This window comes from Roseibium sp., assembly GCF_965216085.1.
Taxonomy (GTDB): domain Bacteria; phylum Pseudomonadota; class Alphaproteobacteria; order Rhizobiales; family Stappiaceae; genus Roseibium.
In genome coordinates this window covers 243,642-259,347 of record NZ_OZ244138.1, presented here as the reverse complement: position 1 = coordinate 259,347, position 15,706 = coordinate 243,642, and the positions used below count along the sequence as shown (strand labels likewise).

Here is a 15,706-nt window from a genome sequence, read left to right as displayed (position 1 = left end):
GGAGCTTCCACCTATGACCGCTGCCCGTGCTGCGATCCTCTATTCCGGCCTCTTGTGCCTCTGTTATGCGCTGCTGCCCAGCCTGACGTTTCCCAATCCACCGCTGGACGTCGTGGAAGGCTTTGCCTGGGGCCGGGAACTGCAGCTGGGCTACACCAAACACCCGCCGATGCAGGCCTGGTTGCTAGAGGCCAGTTACCTCCTAACAGGCGGTCACAGTTTTGGCGCCTATTGGCTCAGCGCCCTTTGCGCCGCCCTCGGCTACTGGTTTATCTGGTTGATCGCCAAGGAGCTGGGTCTCAGCGGCTGGCAGGGTTTTTGGGCGATTGTTCTGACGAGCGTCACTTTCTATTTTACCCTGCCCTTACCAGAATTTAATCCGAACATCCTGCAGATCCCGGTTTGGGCCGGCATGATGTTTTTCTTCTTAAGAGCAACCTCAAAGGGCGCACTTCTGGACTGGGTGCTTCTCGGCGCTCTGGCGGCCTTCGGCTTCTATACGAAATACTTCGTTGTGCTGCTGATCGGCACCATCGGTCTTTATGTTCTGCTCTATGCTGATGCCAGAAAGCACCTTACCAAGCCGGGTCCCTGGATCTGCGCAGTAGTCTTTCTGCTGCTCGCAGGCCCACACCTTTATTGGCTCTATGAAACGGAATTTCTAACTTTCCGGTACGCATTGGGACGCAGCAACCCGGCAGGGTCGCTGTTCGATCACGTCTATAATCCGGTGAACTTTTTCCTGGCGCAGGTCGCCAATCATGCCGGGCTGTTCATTGTCATCGCCCTAGGTCTCAGCTGGCAGACGATAAGAACCTTTAAAGCCACACTGACATCACAAGTTGGACCCGAACCAGCGGCAAATGCAGACAGGTTCCTTCTGTGGTTTGCGTTTCTGCCCCTTGCCGTGGTCCTCCTGATCTCGGCCGTCACCGGCAGCGAATTCAAGCATATGTGGGGAACACCACTCTTTGTCCTGTCAGGCCTGGTAGCCGTTCGTTTCCTGCATTTGCCGGTCCTTTGGTCAGCCCCGAAACGGTCATTGGCTGGCGCTGTCGTCATTCAACTGATTTTTCTCGGAGTTCTGTTCGGCCAAGCAGTCCTGGAACCCCTTTGGAAAACCAAACACTCGCGCATTCACTATCCAGGTCAAAGTACCGCCGATGTGCTGGTGGACATCTGGAAAGAAAAAGTGGGGACGGATCTCGCTTATGTGGCAGGCGACATGTGGACCACAGCGAATGTGACCCTGCACGCCCCCTCACGGCCGTCCATGTTCCTCGAGCATGATCCCTTGCTGAGCCCCTGGATAGATCTTGAAGATGTTCAGGATAAGGGTGTGATGATCATCTGGCGCGGCGACAGTGCCCAGCCGGACGGGCATATCCAAACCCTTTATCCGGATGCAGTGCGCAGCGGCACCAAAACACTTCCGTTTCACACCTATGGCACTTTCCGCGATCTAAAGATCAATTGGTTAATCATTCCGCCCGGCAAAGTTGCCATGACAGGGGATGAATAGACCGCAATTTGACACCATCTCTGGTGTCAGCTGTGAAAGGTATTTAACGTTCCCACATGATCGACATGATGGACATTGACGCGGTTGAAGACTGGCTAATCGGGGAAGCGCTCGGCGACCCGGATATGACTCAGCTCTTTGCCGAACTGTGTGAACGTTTGCGCCAATGCAATGTCCCGGTTGATCGGGCGATGCTTGTCTGGTCGACGCTCCATCCAATGATCGAAGCGGAAATCGCCTTTTGGGAAAGAGGCGGAACTGTCTACCACGAACAGATTGAGCACTCTGACGAAGACACGGACGATTGGCTTCAAAGCCCGGTCAGGGCTGTTCTGGTTAGTCAGGAGCCGATGCTCCGGCGGCGCCTGAGCAACGCCAACGCGCCGATAGAGTTTCCATTGTTGGTCCGGTTGCAATCTGAGGGCTACACCGACTACATGGTGATCCCGACAGCATTTGAAATCCCTGCAATCCGCGGGGAATATCCGAACACGGGGATCATCCTCAGCTGGGCAACCCGGGAACCGGGTGGATTTTCCGAAGAAGCGCTCACCGCGATCCGATACATTCAAAAACGGCTTGCGATTGCAGCGCGCGCAGTGCTGCAAGGCGACATTACCCGGATCATTGCCAAAACATATCTGGGATCGTTTGCCGGCACCAAGGTTCTAAACGGACAAATCCGCCACGGCGATGGCGAAACCATTGATGCGGTGATCTATTACAGCGACATGCGCAATTCGACGGCCATCGCTGAAGCGCTCGGTCCGGAAGCCTATCTCGCTTGGCTCAACACCTATTTTCAAGCAACGGCCGGGGCAGTTCTGGAACACGGTGGTGAAGTTCTCGATTTCATTGGCGATGCCGTTTTAGCCGTCTTTCCGACCGAAAAGGATTCTTTGGCAAAAGCCGTCGAAAAAGCGATCGCAGCAGCCGATGAAACCCGGCTGCGGTTGGCGGACGCAAACAAACACACAAACGGTGGCCCGGAAATGAAGGCAGGGATCGCGCTGTCCACCGGTTCAGTCATGTTCGGCAATATCGGTGTTGCGAACCGGCTAACTTTTTCAGTTGTTGGCCAGACAGTACATGCAGCAGCGCGCATTGAAAGCCTGACCAAACGGGTCAAATCCGACGTCCTTATGACTGGAGAAGTCGCCGCATTCGCAGGGAATCGCGCCCGAAATGCAGGCGCTTACGAACTGGATGGGTTCACCACCCGGCAACCGCTTTTTGCTCTGGACCAATCCGGCCTTCTCCAAACGACAACAAACAACCCATCAGAACAAACTGGACCTACATGACCGATCTTCGCCCCAACCCACGCCCACATTTGCCTTTCCGTGAACAAGCTGCTGAAAACGGGGAAGACGGCGCACCAATCATTTTATTGCATGGGTTCGGTGGTGACCGGCAAACCTGGCAAAACATTCAGACGGCCCTTGCCCCTAAGAAACGATCCTTGGCCTTTGACCTTCCCGGACACGGCGAGGCGCTTGACTGGCCCAAGGTCGGGCATGCGGGCATCTCAGCCAAAGCCGTCAGCCAGTCGATGGAAGCGCTCGATCTTAAGCGGGTCCATCTGGTCGGCCATTCCATGGGCGGCGCTGTCGCCGCATTGGTCGCCTTGCGCGCGCCAGAGCTGGTCGCCAGCCTAACACTGCTGGCACCGGGCGGATTTGGCCCGGAGATCAATCACCGGCTGCTCCGCCGGTATGCGGTCGCCTCGGAAGCAGCAGAAATGGAAGTCTTGCTCGAACAGTTTTTTGGCTGGGAATTCAAACTTCCGAAATTCTTGGCGAAAACCGCCGCCGAAAGCCGGGCCCGGCCAGGCGGCGCGGCCACGCTAGAAGCCATTGCAGATGAGATCATCGACGGATCCGTGCAAAAGACTTTGCCACGGGACGATATGGCCGCCCTACCGATGCCCATCAAAGTTCTTTGGGGAACACAGGACCGCGTACTGCCGACCCGGCAGGCTCACAAGCTCCCCGGGATCGTTGCAACGCATATCTTTGAGCGCGTCGGCCATATGGTTCATTTGGAAATTCCGAATGAAACCACAAGGCTCATTTTGCAGAACACGGCTGCCGACTAGGGACAGGGCTAACCGGTTTTAGGCGTCGGGCAACAGATCATCCCGCCAGGGTTCTCCGATGACCCGGCGGGCCATCATATGTGACCGGGGCGAATTGATGCTGTCGACCGCGATGAGAGTGCCGTCTTTGAGGTAAGCAACGTAGAATTTATTCGCTGCCGGCTCTCCAACGACAACCGTGTCGTCGTACCCCTCTGATAGCCCGGCAATCTGCAACTTGATGTCATATTGGTCCGACCAGAACCACGGCAGCGGATCATAGTCCACTTCCCCGCCCAGCAACGCCTGCGCTGCGGCTTTGGCTTGATCGATCGCGTTTTGAACGCTCTCCATCCGCACTGAGCGGGCATACCGGCCGGAATAAAAGCGGGTGCAGTCACCGACCGCATAAATGTTGGCATCGCTGGTCTGAGCTGCCCCATCAACAAGAATGCCATTGTCGGTATCAAGTCCGGAATCCGCAGCCAGCTTGTCATTTGGTTCAGCCCCAACAGCGACAAGAACCAGATCTGCCGGTAGGCTATCACCTGTGCTCAACCGCACGGCTTCGACCTTCTCCCCACCTTCAATCGCTTCGATGCCTGTTTCCAGAAGCAGCTTAACGCCCTCATCTGCATGAAGTTTTGCAAAATAGTCCGATACGGTTTTGCTGACGACACGTTTCATTGGCCGGTCTTGGGCTTCGACAACTGAAACGTCTTTGCCCATTCCTTGTGCGACCGCAGCCACTTCAAGGCCAATGTAACCAGCTCCAATGATAACAAGGTGTTTGGCCTTGGAGAGCCGTTCACGAATTGCATCAACGTCAGCGATGGAGCGCAGAGTAACCACACCAGCCTTGTTTGCGCCGGTCAGCGGCAACAGCCGTGCATTGGTCCCCGTGGCCAGCACAAGCTTTCCATAAGACAGAGTATCGCCGTTCTCGAGCACCAGCCGCTTGGCCATGCGATCAATACCCGTTACAAGGGTGCTTGGAATGTGATCGATGTTGTTGATGGAATAAAATGCCGGAGGGCGCAGCCATAGCCCCTCAGATCCAACTTCACCCGCAAGGAATTTCTTTGAAAGTGGCGGCCGTTGGTAAGGCGGGTGTGGCTCGTCTCCGATCAGCCGCAACGGACCTTCAAATCCACCCTGGCGAAGGGATTGAGTGACCTGCGCACCGGCTTGGCCAGCACCGACAATAACGATTTCTTCCTGCATTCCGTTCCGCCTTCCTCAAGACCACCGGAACGTCCCTAGCACGAAGAAAAGCTGCCCGCCAGCCAGGTTAAGCGACCTGGCGGACGGACAGCCAAAAGCGGTCTTTGTAGCGGTGCCTTACGCGCTGCGCACACCTTGCAAGAAGGTCGCGATTTCCTGCCGGATCAACCCGCCCTGCTGCGACAGAGATTGCGCCAGCTGGTCGACCTCTGCACCATTGGTGCGGGCAAGTTCGGCAGCTGATCCAACAGTCGTCATGCGGTCTGCCGCTTCATCCGAACGCTGCGACGCGCTGGTGACGTTGTCGGAAATCATCCGCACCGCCTGGTCCTGTTGTTGCACTGCGTCTGCCACGGAAGATGCCAGGTTTTCCATATCGGAGATGATGGTGCTGACATCCTCGATCGCCTGAACGGCTTGGCCGGAAGACCCCTGGATCGCTTCGATCTGAACCGCGATTTCTTCCGTTGCTTTGGATGTTTGATCCGCCAGCTGTTTGACCTCCGCCGCAACAACAGCAAAGCCCTTGCCTGCTTCTCCGGCCCGGGCTGCCTCAATGGTGGCATTCAAGGCCAAGAGGTTGGTTTGATTGGCGATATCCCGGATCAGGTTCATTACCTCGCCAATCCGCTCTGCAGCGCTGGACAGCTCCTGCATCGTTGAGACCGTCGAGGAAGCACTCAAGACAGCTTGCTGCGCAACCTCTGTCGACTTGGTTGCCTGACCGGAGATTTCTGCGATCGAGGCAGCCAGTTCGTCAGCAGATTGAGCCGCAGACGTTACATTTTCAGCGGCGGTTCGAACAGCGTCTGCCGCACCTCCCGACTGACCAGCAACATCATCGGCCGCCTGTTCCATAGACTTGGATGTCTGGCGCAATTCACCATTTGCATTGTCAAGGCTTCCAAGCGCCTCAGTGACCGTCCCTTCAAACCGGCCAATAATGTTTTCGAGGCGGGCCACCCGTTCTTCGCGCGCTCTGTTTTCCTGCTCTTGTGCCGCTGCCAATTCGGCGCGCTCAACCGCATTGTCGCGAAAGACTTGAACTGTCCGGCTGATCGCCGCGAGCTCGGTTTTGCCCTCAGCTTCAGGCAAAGCGATGTCGGTTTGGCCACCTGCAAGGGCTTCCATCGCTTTCTGCAAATGCGCCAGCGGTCGGGCCACAGACTGGCCAACGACAAAAGCGATCGCGGGAAGTAACAGCAGCAAACCCAAAATTGTTCCGCCGATAGCAAAGGTCGCAATCGACCGTGCAGTATCAAGCTGTGCGGCGGCTTGGGCTTGCAGTTCCTTAGCGGCTGAGTTCAGAGATTCGATGTGCGGCGGGACGAGTTGAAACAAGTCTTCCAACAGCGAGACACTCTTGGTTTCCTCTGCATTCGCCGCTGTGTACAGTGTGAAGGTCTCCCGGTAAGCGGCCATATTGTCCGCCAATTCCTTCTTGATCGTGTCGGAGATGTACACCTTCTTCAAAAGCTTTTCGAAAGCAGCGAACTGCTCATCGAACCCGCCGATCGCTTCCGGCGTACTGTTGAGAGTGAACTCCTTCTCGGCCAGCTGAACCGCCAGGATCGCGCGAGCGAGTTTTTCAAAGTCTGGCCCACCACCAAACTTCATCTCTTCAAACAGGCGATCTTTAACAGCTTTGGTCAGGGAGTTGAGTTTTGCCAGATAGCCATCATCTTTCGTATAGCCAATTTGCTGGCGGACCGTATTCAGCGTGGCAAACGCACCGCCGGTACTTTCAAGTGTGTCTTTGACATCACCGACTTCCGCTGAATAAGCTGTCGCTGCCGGATTGGCTTCCAAACTGGCTACATTCTCCATGGCATTGGCCATCTCTGCGGAGAAACTCTCAAATACCGTAGCCGATGGAGTCGCCAGGTAGCGGTTCTGAATAACCTCCAGAGATCCAGCTGTTTTGGACAATGCAGCGACATCCTCAGCCAATCCGGAACTCTGGCTCATGCGTGTAAACGCGGTATTGAGTTCACCTTGGCTCCAGAAATAGACACCGCCAATCACAAGAAGGCCCACCACCGTGATCAGACTAAGTGCCATAACCCGCACTTTGACAGAGAGTTTGGACAAGAGTCCAAAAGTTGATTGCGCTCGATTTCCCACTGGCTTATTTCCTTTTAGAGGCGCTTGATTGCCGTAGGGTTAGCTAAAATTGCCAATTTCCAGTTAACCAAACTGCCAATTCCTCACCAATTTTCGCTACCGCACATAGCGAAATTTTACATGCACAATCTTCTGGAGAATATATGGCGTATTTGGCCAAGTTTGCGCCCGCGATCTTTGTCCTCTTGTGGTCGACCGGGTTTATCGGCTCCAAACTTGGGGCGCCCTATATCGACCCAATGGTTTTTCTCACCGTGCGATTCGCGGCAGTGCTCCCGGTCCTACTTCTCCTTGGCTTCTTTCTTGTAAAAGCGTGGCCCGATACGGGCCGCGCAATTGGACACTGCATCGTTACAGGCGCTCTTGTTCACGGCATCTATCTTGGCGGGGTTTTTTGGGCGATCAAGCAAGGCATGCCGGCGGGCGCATCTGCCATCATTGTTGGACTACAGCCGGTCCTAACGGCGATCTTTGCTGTTGGAATGCTCGGTGAAGTTATCACTCGCAAACACTGGATCAGCATGGCAATCGGATTGGCTGGCCTTGGCCTCGTATTAGGCCCCAAATTCGATCTCGACGGGTCAGGAATTACACTGGTCACCGTAACAGTACTGTTTTGCGCCGTAATCGCGATCAGCCTCGGCACCGTCTACCAAAAGCGCTTTGTCCAGGACACCGACCTCATGGCCGCCACGCTCTGGCAATATGTCGGTGCCTTGTTAATCACTTTACCACTCAGCTTTTTTGAGAGTTGGACAATCATCTGGTCGGGTGAACTCATCTTCGCACTCGCCTGGCTGGTGCTGGTGCTGTCAATTGGTGCAATCTTGCTATTGATGCTGCTGATCCGGCAGGGCGCGGTCTCTCAGGTGGCCAGCCTGTTTTATCTGGTCCCGGTTGCCACGGCGATTGAGAGCTACTTTCTCTTCGGCGAAACCTTGTCGCTGGTCCAGGTTGCCGGGATGGCCCTCGTTGTTGGCGCGGTTCTAATGATCCGCAATGCACCCAAAAAGACTTAGGCTGTCATATGCCGTTGCTTCTGGCGCTCCCAATAGGAGCGCTGGCGGGCGATGGCCGCATTCAGCTCAGCGCCCAGAATGAAAAACAGCGCGCAGATATAAAGAAAGATCAGGGCCGTCATAATCCCGGCCAGGCCGCCGTAGGTGGAAACATAATTGGCAAAGCGGGCCAAATAGGCGCCAAAGGCACTGCCGGAAATGATCCACAACACCAGCGTGGCGACCACACCAGGCCAGATGTCCCCGAACGACCGCTTGCCGGATGGCAACAGCCAATGAGTCATGAACAAGCCGAGGATCAAAAGCGAACCGGCCAGCGTGTAGCGGGCAATGTTGATCGAAAACAGAAAAGCTTCCACTTTCGGCACGACTTGTTTCAAGGCTTCCAGACCAAGCGGCGCCAACACCACTAAAAACGTATAAGCCAGCAAAATGGCCGCTCCGAGAAGGACGAGCGCCAGCGATTGCAGGCGCAAAAGCAGAAAAGACCGGTTTTCCATTTGCCGGTAAGCCCTGTTGAGCGCCGTTCTGAGCGCTTCAACACCATTGGATGCAAACCAAAGCGCAGCCACCGCACCAAAGGTCAAAAGATCGCTACGGCGGACGGTCAGGACATTTTCGATTTCCCTGACCACAGGTGCGGCAACCGTTTCCGGCCAGGCCTCAAATACCAATTCAGAGACTGTATCGGCTGCCCCCTCCATTCCAAAAAAGGCGGCAAGCGAGGCGATAAAAATCAAGAGCGGAAAAACTGCTAGCAGTCCGGATAAGGCAACATGGCTGGCCATCGCGAATCCATCATCGCGAGAGAAGTGGCCGATGGCATCCTTCAGGACAGAATAGGTGACTTTGATTAGTTGTTGCAATTTCATGTTTTTCATGTCGCCCGGACCGGGGCTGCCGTCAAGTCATCCGCATTTCAACTGCGCCCCCTCCGAAAGGCGAACAATTTCCGGCTCGACAAATGGCGGTGTGCAACGCAACATAGCTTCAAGAAAAAGCGCGCACGCGCAACAAATGAATACGGAGATGCCTATGTCCACCGCCGCCATGACGGCTGCAGAGTCGCAGCCCAACTTTTCTGAACGCACGAGCGCCGTTGTCAGCGAGCTTGACCGCCTGCTTGATCTTGCAGCGCAGCGTGTGCGGGAACAGGTGACAGTGGATGGCCGGATTTCGTCAAGCCGGATGGAAGAAGAGCAAAGAGCAACGCACGGTCTGGCTTGGCTCGCAACCTATGTCGAGGCTCTGCGCCAACTCGATGCCTACGCCCAGCGCCTGAAAGACGAAGGCCGGTATGGCGACCTTGAGGACAAGATTGTCCGGCTCGGATTTGCCGAATACACGGCCCAGATTTTCGGCGGCATCCCGATGAACCAAGGCGAGTTCGTCCGCCTTTCGGATTTGGGCATCTCAAATGAAGAAGCCCAGGCGCATCGCACTGCAGATATGGACGAGCTGATTGCCGCTGGCAACACAACAGAGATCCGTGCAAGCTTGACCGAGCTGATCCGCCATCAGGCCGGCCACTCAACGTTCGGCGACTGCGGCCTGGAAGAAACCTATGAGCAAATCCGCGACGAGATGCGGAAATTCGCTGAAGACAATGTGACGCCCCATGCACATGAGTGGCATTTGAAGAACGACTACATTCCAATGGACGTGGTTGAACAGATGTCTGAACTCGGTGTGTTTGGCCTGACCATTCCCGAAGAGTACGGTGGCTTGGGCCTCGGCAAGGAATCCATGTGCGTGGTCTCCGAAGAGCTTTCGCGCGCCTACATTGGCGTCGGATCTTTGGGCACCCGGTCGGAAATCGCGGCCGAACTCATCTTGTGCGGCGGCACCGATGAACAAAAAGCGCATTGGCTACCCAAAATCGCGTCCGGAGAGATCCTCCCGACCGCTGTCTTTACCGAACCCAATACCGGCTCCGATCTGGCCTCCTTGAAAACCCGCGCGGTCAAGGATGGCGATACCTGGAAGATCTCCGGCAACAAAACCTGGATCACCCATCCGGTGCGCGCAGACATCATGACCTTGCTGGCCCGTACCAACCCGGATGAACCCGGATACAAGGGCCTGTCGATGTTCATCGCCGAAAAGCCGCGTGGCTCCGATGAAGATCCATTCCCGGCAGAGGGCATGAGCGGCGGTGAAATCGAGGTGCTCGGTTACCGAGGCATGAAGGAATACGAGATTGCCTTCGACGGATTTGAGGTCAAATCCGATAACCTGCTTGGCCAGGTCGAGGGGGAAGGCTTCAAGCAGTTGATGCAGACGTTTGAAGGCGCACGTATCCAGACAGCGGCGCGCGCGCTTGGTGTCGCCCAGGCCGCGCTTGATCTGGGTCTGCGTTACGCCGAAGAGCGCATTCAATTTGGCAAAGCCCTGATCAACTTCCCGCGCGTGTCGGACAAGCTGGCCCTCATGACCGCCGAACTGATGATCGCACGTCAGCTCACCTATTTCTCGTCCTGGCAAAAAGACTCCGGTAAACGCTGCGATCTGGAAGCCGGCATGGCCAAACTTCTCGGCGCTCGTGTCGCCTGGGCGGCGGCAGACAACGCGCTGCAGATCCATGGCGGCAACGGCTTTGCACTTGAATACGCCATTTCCCGCGTTCTGTGCGATGCCCGCATTTTGAACATTTTTGAGGGTGCAGCGGAAATTCAGGCCCAGGTTATCGCGCGCCGTCTGCTGGAAACCCGCGGCAACGCCTAAGCGGTCTCACAGAACCGACGAAATCCCGGCCAACAGACAGCTCGATGTTTGAGAGCCGGGATCCTCATACTATCACCAATAACTCCAGCGGCTGAGCAAGACGCTGTTTTTAAAGCACCGAATAGAAAATCGACCGGTTCAAGATTTGAATCGGCTGCCTATGGGCAATCGGGCTGTCGTAGTTGCTGCCTGTGAAGACAACGACCATGTCAAGCTTCGGAAACACAAAAATCTCCTGCCCGCCATTGCCGCTGGCAAAAAAATACGCAACACGCGGATCTTCGAAAGACCGCGGGGTGTAGGTCCACCATTGATAGCCATATCCGGAAGTCGCGGGTTTTTCTGATTGTGTGCCCGGCGGTACCGCATCGACAAGATGCTGAGTTGCCTGGCGGACCCATTCTTTTGAAACGATCTGCCGGCCGTTCCAGGATCCGCCATCCAAAAACAGTTGTCCGATCTTCAGCATGTCCCTCGGCAGCATATAGAAACTGCCCATACCGATGGCATGCCCCTTTGGACTGAGCGTCCAGCAATAGTTGGAAATCCCCAACGGTTCGAACAGATTGGCTTTCGCAAACTCCGGCAGCGGCGGCGACGCGGCCCGCGCCACAGCAACACCAATCAGAAAGGTCGTTGCGGAACTGTAGCGAAACTGCCGACCCGGCTGATCCGCCATCGGAATATCCAGAGAGAAGCGGATCCAATCCTCCGCTGCCCACATGGCGGTCTCACGCCAGGGGCCGGCACCAAAAGCTTCCTCGGCATCGAAACCGGGTGTCATCGTCAGCATATCCGCGAGTGTGATCGCGTCCTTCAGCTCACGGTCGCCGGAAGCCGCCGGCCAATTCTTCTGGAAAAACCGGGATATCGGCACATCGACACCTGATATCAGCTCCTGATCAAGCGCAATCCCTGTCAGCGTTGACGTGATGCTTTTGAACGCGGATCGGGTCTCGTGTTTGGTACTGCGGTCAAACCCGTTGAAATAGCCTTCGAACACCAGCTTCTCATGCCGGGCAATCAGGACCCCATCAACGTTGCGGTAAGTCCCGTTTTGGAGATCCGCAACCATTTCCTTGATAGGTGCAATAGAAAAACCTTCCGCGGCCAAGGTCGACACTGGCAAACCATCATCGAGTTGATCCGGCGGTTCGTCCAATGCATGAATACGGATCGGAACATCATCCGGCCGGTCTTGGGTTGTCCCCTGCGGCTCGCAAAGACGCGGAGCAGGTCCGGCAATAGCTGCATGCCATGTCACCCCTGCCAAGACTATCGCAGACAGGAAGGTCGTCCATACACGAAAGAACGCTGATCTCATTGCGGCCACCACCACCGAAACGAAAAGCAATGATTATCACAACCTGAGATTACATTCCAGCATACATTCGGCTTGCTTGGACTGCGGGCTAAATTCTCAGAAGAAGAATTTCTCACCGCAAATCGAAATACGAGATCTGCTGTACACTCCGTATCCTCTCCCTCCCTTGCGAAGAAGAAGGGTATACAAGGCAGCGCTCGATAGAAATGGCCGGTCCAAATCTCGGCCGGATAGACCTGAGGCAAGCACAGCCATCCAACATACGTTGAAAAACGTGGGTCCTCGGCACTAGGCCGAGGATAACGATTGCGATGTCCACGGTTTGTCAGCAACCTCAGGGCGCCCGAGGCGCCCTGATCAAAAATCCTATTCGACGGTAATCGTGATGCGCTCGGACATCACTGGCGGGTTGTGCGGAATATGGCTCCAATCACCGAGAACCAATTGCAGGGTGTGCTCTCCAGGCGCCAGCTCAACTGTGGTTTCCGTCTGCCCGCCGCCGAAGTGCTTGTGATTGTCATCAGCCGGGATGGCTTCGTTGAGTTCTTCGCCTTCAATCTTTTCATCGATGATCAGATGGTGATGGCCCGTTTTTTCTTTTTCAACGCCGGCCGGCGCAACACCCATACCTTCCAAGCCGAATTGGATAGTGACCGGGCTTTTAACCGCATCGCCGTCCTTCAGATTGATGAAATAGACCTTTGCGCCGTCTGGAGCCGGCGTTTCCCCCGCTATCGCGCCAACGGTCGCTGGTAGCGCTAGTGACAAAGCGAGAGCTGCAACAAAACCGATATTTTTCATAGTCATGTCCCTTTCAAAAATTCATCCCCGAATTCCCAATGACCGAAACATCAGACGTCTCATTCCTGTCTGAAGTGACAAGGATCACACATAGGGCGCTTGGCGTGAAGTTGAAGATCCCTCTAAAATCACCACATATGTTGCTAAGGCATCGTTGAAAGGTATTGATACATGAACTCCTCATCCCCCTTTGAAGACCTGGGCTTTGATCCAGAAATTCTGGGGCCGGAAGAGGACCAGCAGAAAACGGTCCGCCAGAAACTCCTCGGGACGGCCCGACGGGCTGCAAAACAAGTTCCATTTATGGAAGATGTTGTGGCCGGTTATTATTGTGCGCTGGACCCAGCAACACCGGCAAAAGTCCGCGCCACAGTTTTGGCAGCACTTGCCTATTTCGTTCTGCCGATCGATGTCATTCCAGATTTTATATTGGGTGTCGGCTTTGGCGATGATGCAACGATATTGATGGCAACGATCGCAATGATCCGCGCACATATGCGTCCCGACCACTACCAGGCGGCAAAAGAAGCTCTCAAAGAAGACGAGTTATAGACCGCTGTCTGAGTTGGGGTCTGTGTTTTGATGCAGACGCACACCCAGCCAGCGTCCGGCAGTCCGGCCAGCCACACCCCAGTAGACGGCACCGGCAATAAAGCCCGCGGCTAGGGCAACAGGGCTTCCAGGCCTCAATCCTTCTCCGGCTGTTTCATCCAGCGTCCATAGAAGAAACGCGATAAGGCCACCAGCTGCGACGTGAAAAATCACGCTGGATTGACGGCCAAGCTCGGACAGCACAACCGCACAACCAGCCGGGACTAAGGCGACAGCCCCAATGACACTTGCTGTCACCAGGCCTGTGCCGATCATAGCAGCCATGGCCACAGGATCACTGTCTGGGTGACCTGGCCGGAATAGCCCCCAGGACAGGAACACGCCACTGGCCACGACTGCGAGCACAAACCCGCAGACGATTTTCAAGAGTTGCCAGACAAATTGTGTACCGTTCACCCGATTCTCTTTCGCACCGTTCAAACCCAGGACTTACTTGGCGGTATCTAAACCAGATTGCAACAAGCCGGTGAACCTTGGCACCCGGCTAGGCTCCATTGATATCAGCTACTGCCAGATGCCGAAAGGTTGGATGAAATGGCGCAAATACCGCTGTTTTCTGTTGACTTTTTGTACATTTAGCGTGAGCTTATGGGCCGGCGTTCAAGAAAACGCGTAGTGGCCCTTGGTACGAACGTCCCGAGGACTTTTGCGTATGAGCCAACACTTGAGAGCCACTATAGTTTAAATCGCAGAGGAGATTGCGACCATTCGCCGTCCGTTCCGCGCCCCGCCTCCTACAAAGGAAGGCCCGCGCACCAACCAAGAAATTCGCGTACGCGAAGTCCAGTTGATCGACCATGAAGGCGCCAACCGTGGTGTCATAGCGACCGAAGAAGCGATGGATATCGCTATGGATGCCGGTCTGGATCTTGTTGAAATCCAGCCGAATGCCAATCCGCCGGTCTGTAAGATTCTGGATTACGGCCGATACAAGTATCAGGCTCAGAAAAAAGCTGCAGAAGCCCGCAAGAAACAAAAGACCGTCGAGATCAAAGAGATCAAGATGCGTCCGAACATCGACACCCATGACTATGAGGTGAAGATGAAGAACATGCTGCGCTTCTTCAACGACGGCGACAAGGTTAAGGTCACGCTCCGCTTTAGGGGCCGCGAAATGGCGCACCAGGACTTGGGCATGAAACTCTTGCACAAGGTTCGCGATGAAACTGCCGAGATTGCCAAGGTGGAGTCTCATCCGAAATTGGAAGGCCGCCAGATGGTCATGGTTCTCGCTCCGATCAAATAAGCGCAGACCCAAATACGTTTCAAACCCCGCCAACCGGCGGGGTTTTTTGTTCAGAGCCTTTGCCGGGCAAAGTGTTTGCGGAACGCCCCAGGCGACAAACCCGTCAGCCTTGCAAACAGACGCGCAAAGGACGGCGGATCCTGGTAACCAACGACAAAACAAATTTCCGAAATGCTTTTGTCAGTCTCGATCAACAGATCCCGGGCCCGCTCGATCCGGAGCTCTTGCAGATAGGCATTGGGCGTCAATCCTGTCGCCAGCTTAAAGCGCCTTAAAAAGGTGCGGCTTGGCAAACCCGACGCACGCGCGATATCGCTAACGTTTGACGCGTCCGCATATTGGGCTTCGATGAGGTGTTGGGTCTTTAAAATGACAGCATCGCCATGGCGCATTTGTGGAGAAAATCGGCGAAACCGACGCTGATCCCGGCGGCGCATGTCGACAACAAAATACCCGGCAGTGCGCGCAGCAACAGCATATCCCAAAAATCGTTCGATCACCGCCAAACTGAGATCAATCCAGGCCATCAACCCACCTGCCGTGACAAGGTCCCCGTATTCGATCAGAAGCTGATCGGTATCAAACACCACGTCCGGGTACCTGGATGTTAATCTCTGCTCCAAACCCCAGTGAGTTGTTAGCGCACGCCCTTGGGCCAAACCGGCTTCAGCGACGAAAGTCGCACCTGTACAGGCGGAACAAACGAGCGCACCCTCACCATGTTGATGGGCGATAAAACCCGCCAGTTCAGGAACATCTTTCGCTTCCACTTCCGCTGCGGATGGCGGCAAGATCACTGCATCATACGAGTGTTTGCCGATTTCAAACACCGAAACCACGTCCACCGTTACTGTGTTGTCCGAAACAGTGGCGGCATATCCCAGAACATCCTGAAGGCCCAGCACAGCCGATTGAAGACAGCCAGGATAGGCCAGAATTGCAAACTGATACATACGAGAAGCCATCTGGCGTATTTAACACATAATTTGTCATTTGCGCCAATCGCCCAACCATGAGCGCTCCCTTTATTTTG

The 15,706-nt window shown here is 55.2% G+C and carries 14 protein-coding genes; 7 read left to right on the top strand and 7 right to left on the bottom strand.

The window, feature by feature from the left end:
* Positions 1-13: 13 nt before the first annotated feature.
* Genes ACOOFE_RS01285 through ACOOFE_RS01275 form a run of 3 tightly spaced genes read left to right on the top strand, consistent with a single transcriptional unit; the run spans position 14 to position 3,620 of the window.
* Entirely contained in the window at positions 14-1,522 is a 1,509-nt protein-coding gene (locus tag ACOOFE_RS01285; protein ID WP_420413313.1) for a glycosyltransferase family 39 protein, read from the top strand.
* A gap of 56 nt (positions 1,523-1,578) precedes the next feature.
* Positions 1,579-2,826 (top strand): adenylate/guanylate cyclase domain-containing protein, encoded by a 1,248-nt coding sequence (locus ACOOFE_RS01280; RefSeq protein ID WP_420413312.1) that lies wholly within the window; start codon positions 1,579-1,581, stop codon positions 2,824-2,826.
* Positions 2,823-3,620 carry an alpha/beta fold hydrolase gene (locus ACOOFE_RS01275; protein WP_420413311.1) on the top strand — a complete coding sequence of 266 codons (798 nt, stop codon included), beginning with the start codon at positions 2,823-2,825 and terminating at the stop codon, positions 3,618-3,620. Before ACOOFE_RS01280 ends, ACOOFE_RS01275 begins: the two co-directional genes overlap by 4 nt.
* An 18-nt stretch (positions 3,621-3,638) precedes the next feature.
* On the opposite strand, the gene ACOOFE_RS01270 is transcribed toward ACOOFE_RS01275, so the two are convergent.
* Positions 3,639-4,823, bottom strand: a complete 1,185-nt coding sequence (locus ACOOFE_RS01270) for an NAD(P)/FAD-dependent oxidoreductase (protein WP_420413310.1) — start codon at positions 4,821-4,823, stop codon at positions 3,639-3,641.
* A 117-nt stretch (positions 4,824-4,940) separates the two neighbouring features.
* Positions 4,941-6,884, bottom strand: coding sequence for a methyl-accepting chemotaxis protein (locus tag ACOOFE_RS01265; protein ID WP_420413309.1), 1,944 nt, complete (start codon positions 6,882-6,884; stop codon positions 4,941-4,943).
* A gap of 206 nt (positions 6,885-7,090) precedes the next feature.
* On the opposite strand from ACOOFE_RS01265, the gene ACOOFE_RS01260 reads away from it, so the two are divergent.
* Positions 7,091-7,966 carry a DMT family transporter gene (locus ACOOFE_RS01260; RefSeq protein ID WP_420413308.1) on the top strand — a complete coding sequence of 292 codons (876 nt, stop codon included), beginning with the start codon at positions 7,091-7,093 and terminating at the stop codon, positions 7,964-7,966.
* Here ACOOFE_RS01260 and ACOOFE_RS01255 read toward each other — a convergent pair.
* Positions 7,963-8,832 carry a YihY/virulence factor BrkB family protein gene (locus tag ACOOFE_RS01255; protein WP_420415658.1) on the bottom strand — a complete coding sequence of 290 codons (870 nt, stop codon included), beginning with the start codon at positions 8,830-8,832 and terminating at the stop codon, positions 7,963-7,965. The genes ACOOFE_RS01260 and ACOOFE_RS01255 overlap by 4 nt on opposite strands.
* Before the next feature lie 169 nt (positions 8,833-9,001).
* Here ACOOFE_RS01255 and ACOOFE_RS01250 point away from each other — a divergent pair, with 169 nt between their 5' ends.
* Positions 9,002-10,690, top strand: coding sequence for an acyl-CoA dehydrogenase family protein (locus ACOOFE_RS01250; RefSeq protein WP_420413307.1), 1,689 nt, complete (start codon positions 9,002-9,004; stop codon positions 10,688-10,690).
* A gap of 109 nt (positions 10,691-10,799) precedes the next feature.
* Here the strand turns inward: ACOOFE_RS01250 and ACOOFE_RS01245 are convergent, their stop codons facing one another.
* Both ACOOFE_RS01245 and ACOOFE_RS01240 read right to left on the bottom strand, forming a co-directional pair.
* Entirely contained in the window at positions 10,800-12,014 is a 1,215-nt protein-coding gene (locus tag ACOOFE_RS01245) for a serine hydrolase domain-containing protein (RefSeq protein ID WP_420413306.1), read from the bottom strand.
* A 366-nt stretch (positions 12,015-12,380) separates the two neighbouring features.
* On the bottom strand, positions 12,381-12,815 hold the full coding sequence (locus ACOOFE_RS01240; protein WP_420413305.1) for a DUF4399 domain-containing protein: 435 nt from the start codon (positions 12,813-12,815) through the stop codon (positions 12,381-12,383).
* Between the two features lie 171 nt (positions 12,816-12,986).
* On the opposite strand from ACOOFE_RS01240, the gene ACOOFE_RS01235 reads away from it, so the two are divergent.
* Entirely contained in the window at positions 12,987-13,367 is a 381-nt protein-coding gene (locus tag ACOOFE_RS01235; RefSeq protein WP_420413304.1) for a YkvA family protein, read from the top strand.
* Here the strand turns inward: ACOOFE_RS01235 and ACOOFE_RS01230 are convergent.
* Positions 13,362-13,823 carry a translation initiation factor IF-3 gene (locus ACOOFE_RS01230; protein ID WP_420413303.1) on the bottom strand — a complete coding sequence of 154 codons (462 nt, stop codon included), beginning with the start codon at positions 13,821-13,823 and terminating at the stop codon, positions 13,362-13,364. The two genes, ACOOFE_RS01235 and ACOOFE_RS01230, sit on opposite strands and share 6 nt — an antisense overlap.
* A gap of 310 nt (positions 13,824-14,133) precedes the next feature.
* Here ACOOFE_RS01230 and infC point away from each other — a divergent pair, with 310 nt between their 5' ends.
* A complete protein-coding gene (infC, locus tag ACOOFE_RS01225; protein ID WP_141184740.1) occupies positions 14,134-14,673 on the top strand; it encodes a translation initiation factor IF-3 in 540 nt (179 codons plus the stop codon).
* Positions 14,674-14,723: 50 nt separating this feature from the next.
* Here infC and ACOOFE_RS01220 read toward each other — a convergent pair whose 3' ends face one another.
* Positions 14,724-15,626, bottom strand: a complete 903-nt coding sequence (locus ACOOFE_RS01220; RefSeq protein WP_420413302.1) for a GlxA family transcriptional regulator — start codon at positions 15,624-15,626, stop codon at positions 14,724-14,726.
* Positions 15,627-15,706: the final 80 nt, after the last annotated feature.

Bases quoted from the DNA above. Each gene is read 5' to 3' on its own strand.
- ACOOFE_RS01285 (WP_420413313.1), top strand. From the start codon at position 14: ATGACCGCTGCCCGTGCTGCGATCCTCTATTCCGGCCTCTTGTGCCTC.
- ACOOFE_RS01280 (WP_420413312.1), top strand. From the start codon at position 1,579: ATGATCGACATGATGGACATTGACGCGGTTGAAGACTGGCTAATCGGG.
- ACOOFE_RS01275 (WP_420413311.1), top strand. From the start codon at position 2,823: ATGACCGATCTTCGCCCCAACCCACGCCCACATTTGCCTTTCCGTGAA.
- ACOOFE_RS01270 (WP_420413310.1), bottom strand. From the start codon at position 4,823: ATGCAGGAAGAAATCGTTATTGTCGGTGCTGGCCAAGCCGGTGCGCAG.
- ACOOFE_RS01265 (WP_420413309.1), bottom strand. From the start codon at position 6,884: ATGGCACTTAGTCTGATCACGGTGGTGGGCCTTCTTGTGATTGGCGGT.
- ACOOFE_RS01260 (WP_420413308.1), top strand. From the start codon at position 7,091: ATGGCGTATTTGGCCAAGTTTGCGCCCGCGATCTTTGTCCTCTTGTGG.
- ACOOFE_RS01250 (WP_420413307.1), top strand. From the start codon at position 9,002: ATGTCCACCGCCGCCATGACGGCTGCAGAGTCGCAGCCCAACTTTTCT.
- ACOOFE_RS01245 (WP_420413306.1), bottom strand. From the start codon at position 12,014: ATGAGATCAGCGTTCTTTCGTGTATGGACGACCTTCCTGTCTGCGATA.
- ACOOFE_RS01240 (WP_420413305.1), bottom strand. From the start codon at position 12,815: ATGAAAAATATCGGTTTTGTTGCAGCTCTCGCTTTGTCACTAGCGCTA.
- ACOOFE_RS01235 (WP_420413304.1), top strand. From the start codon at position 12,987: ATGAACTCCTCATCCCCCTTTGAAGACCTGGGCTTTGATCCAGAAATT.
- ACOOFE_RS01220 (WP_420413302.1), bottom strand. From the start codon at position 15,626: ATGTATCAGTTTGCAATTCTGGCCTATCCTGGCTGTCTTCAATCGGCT.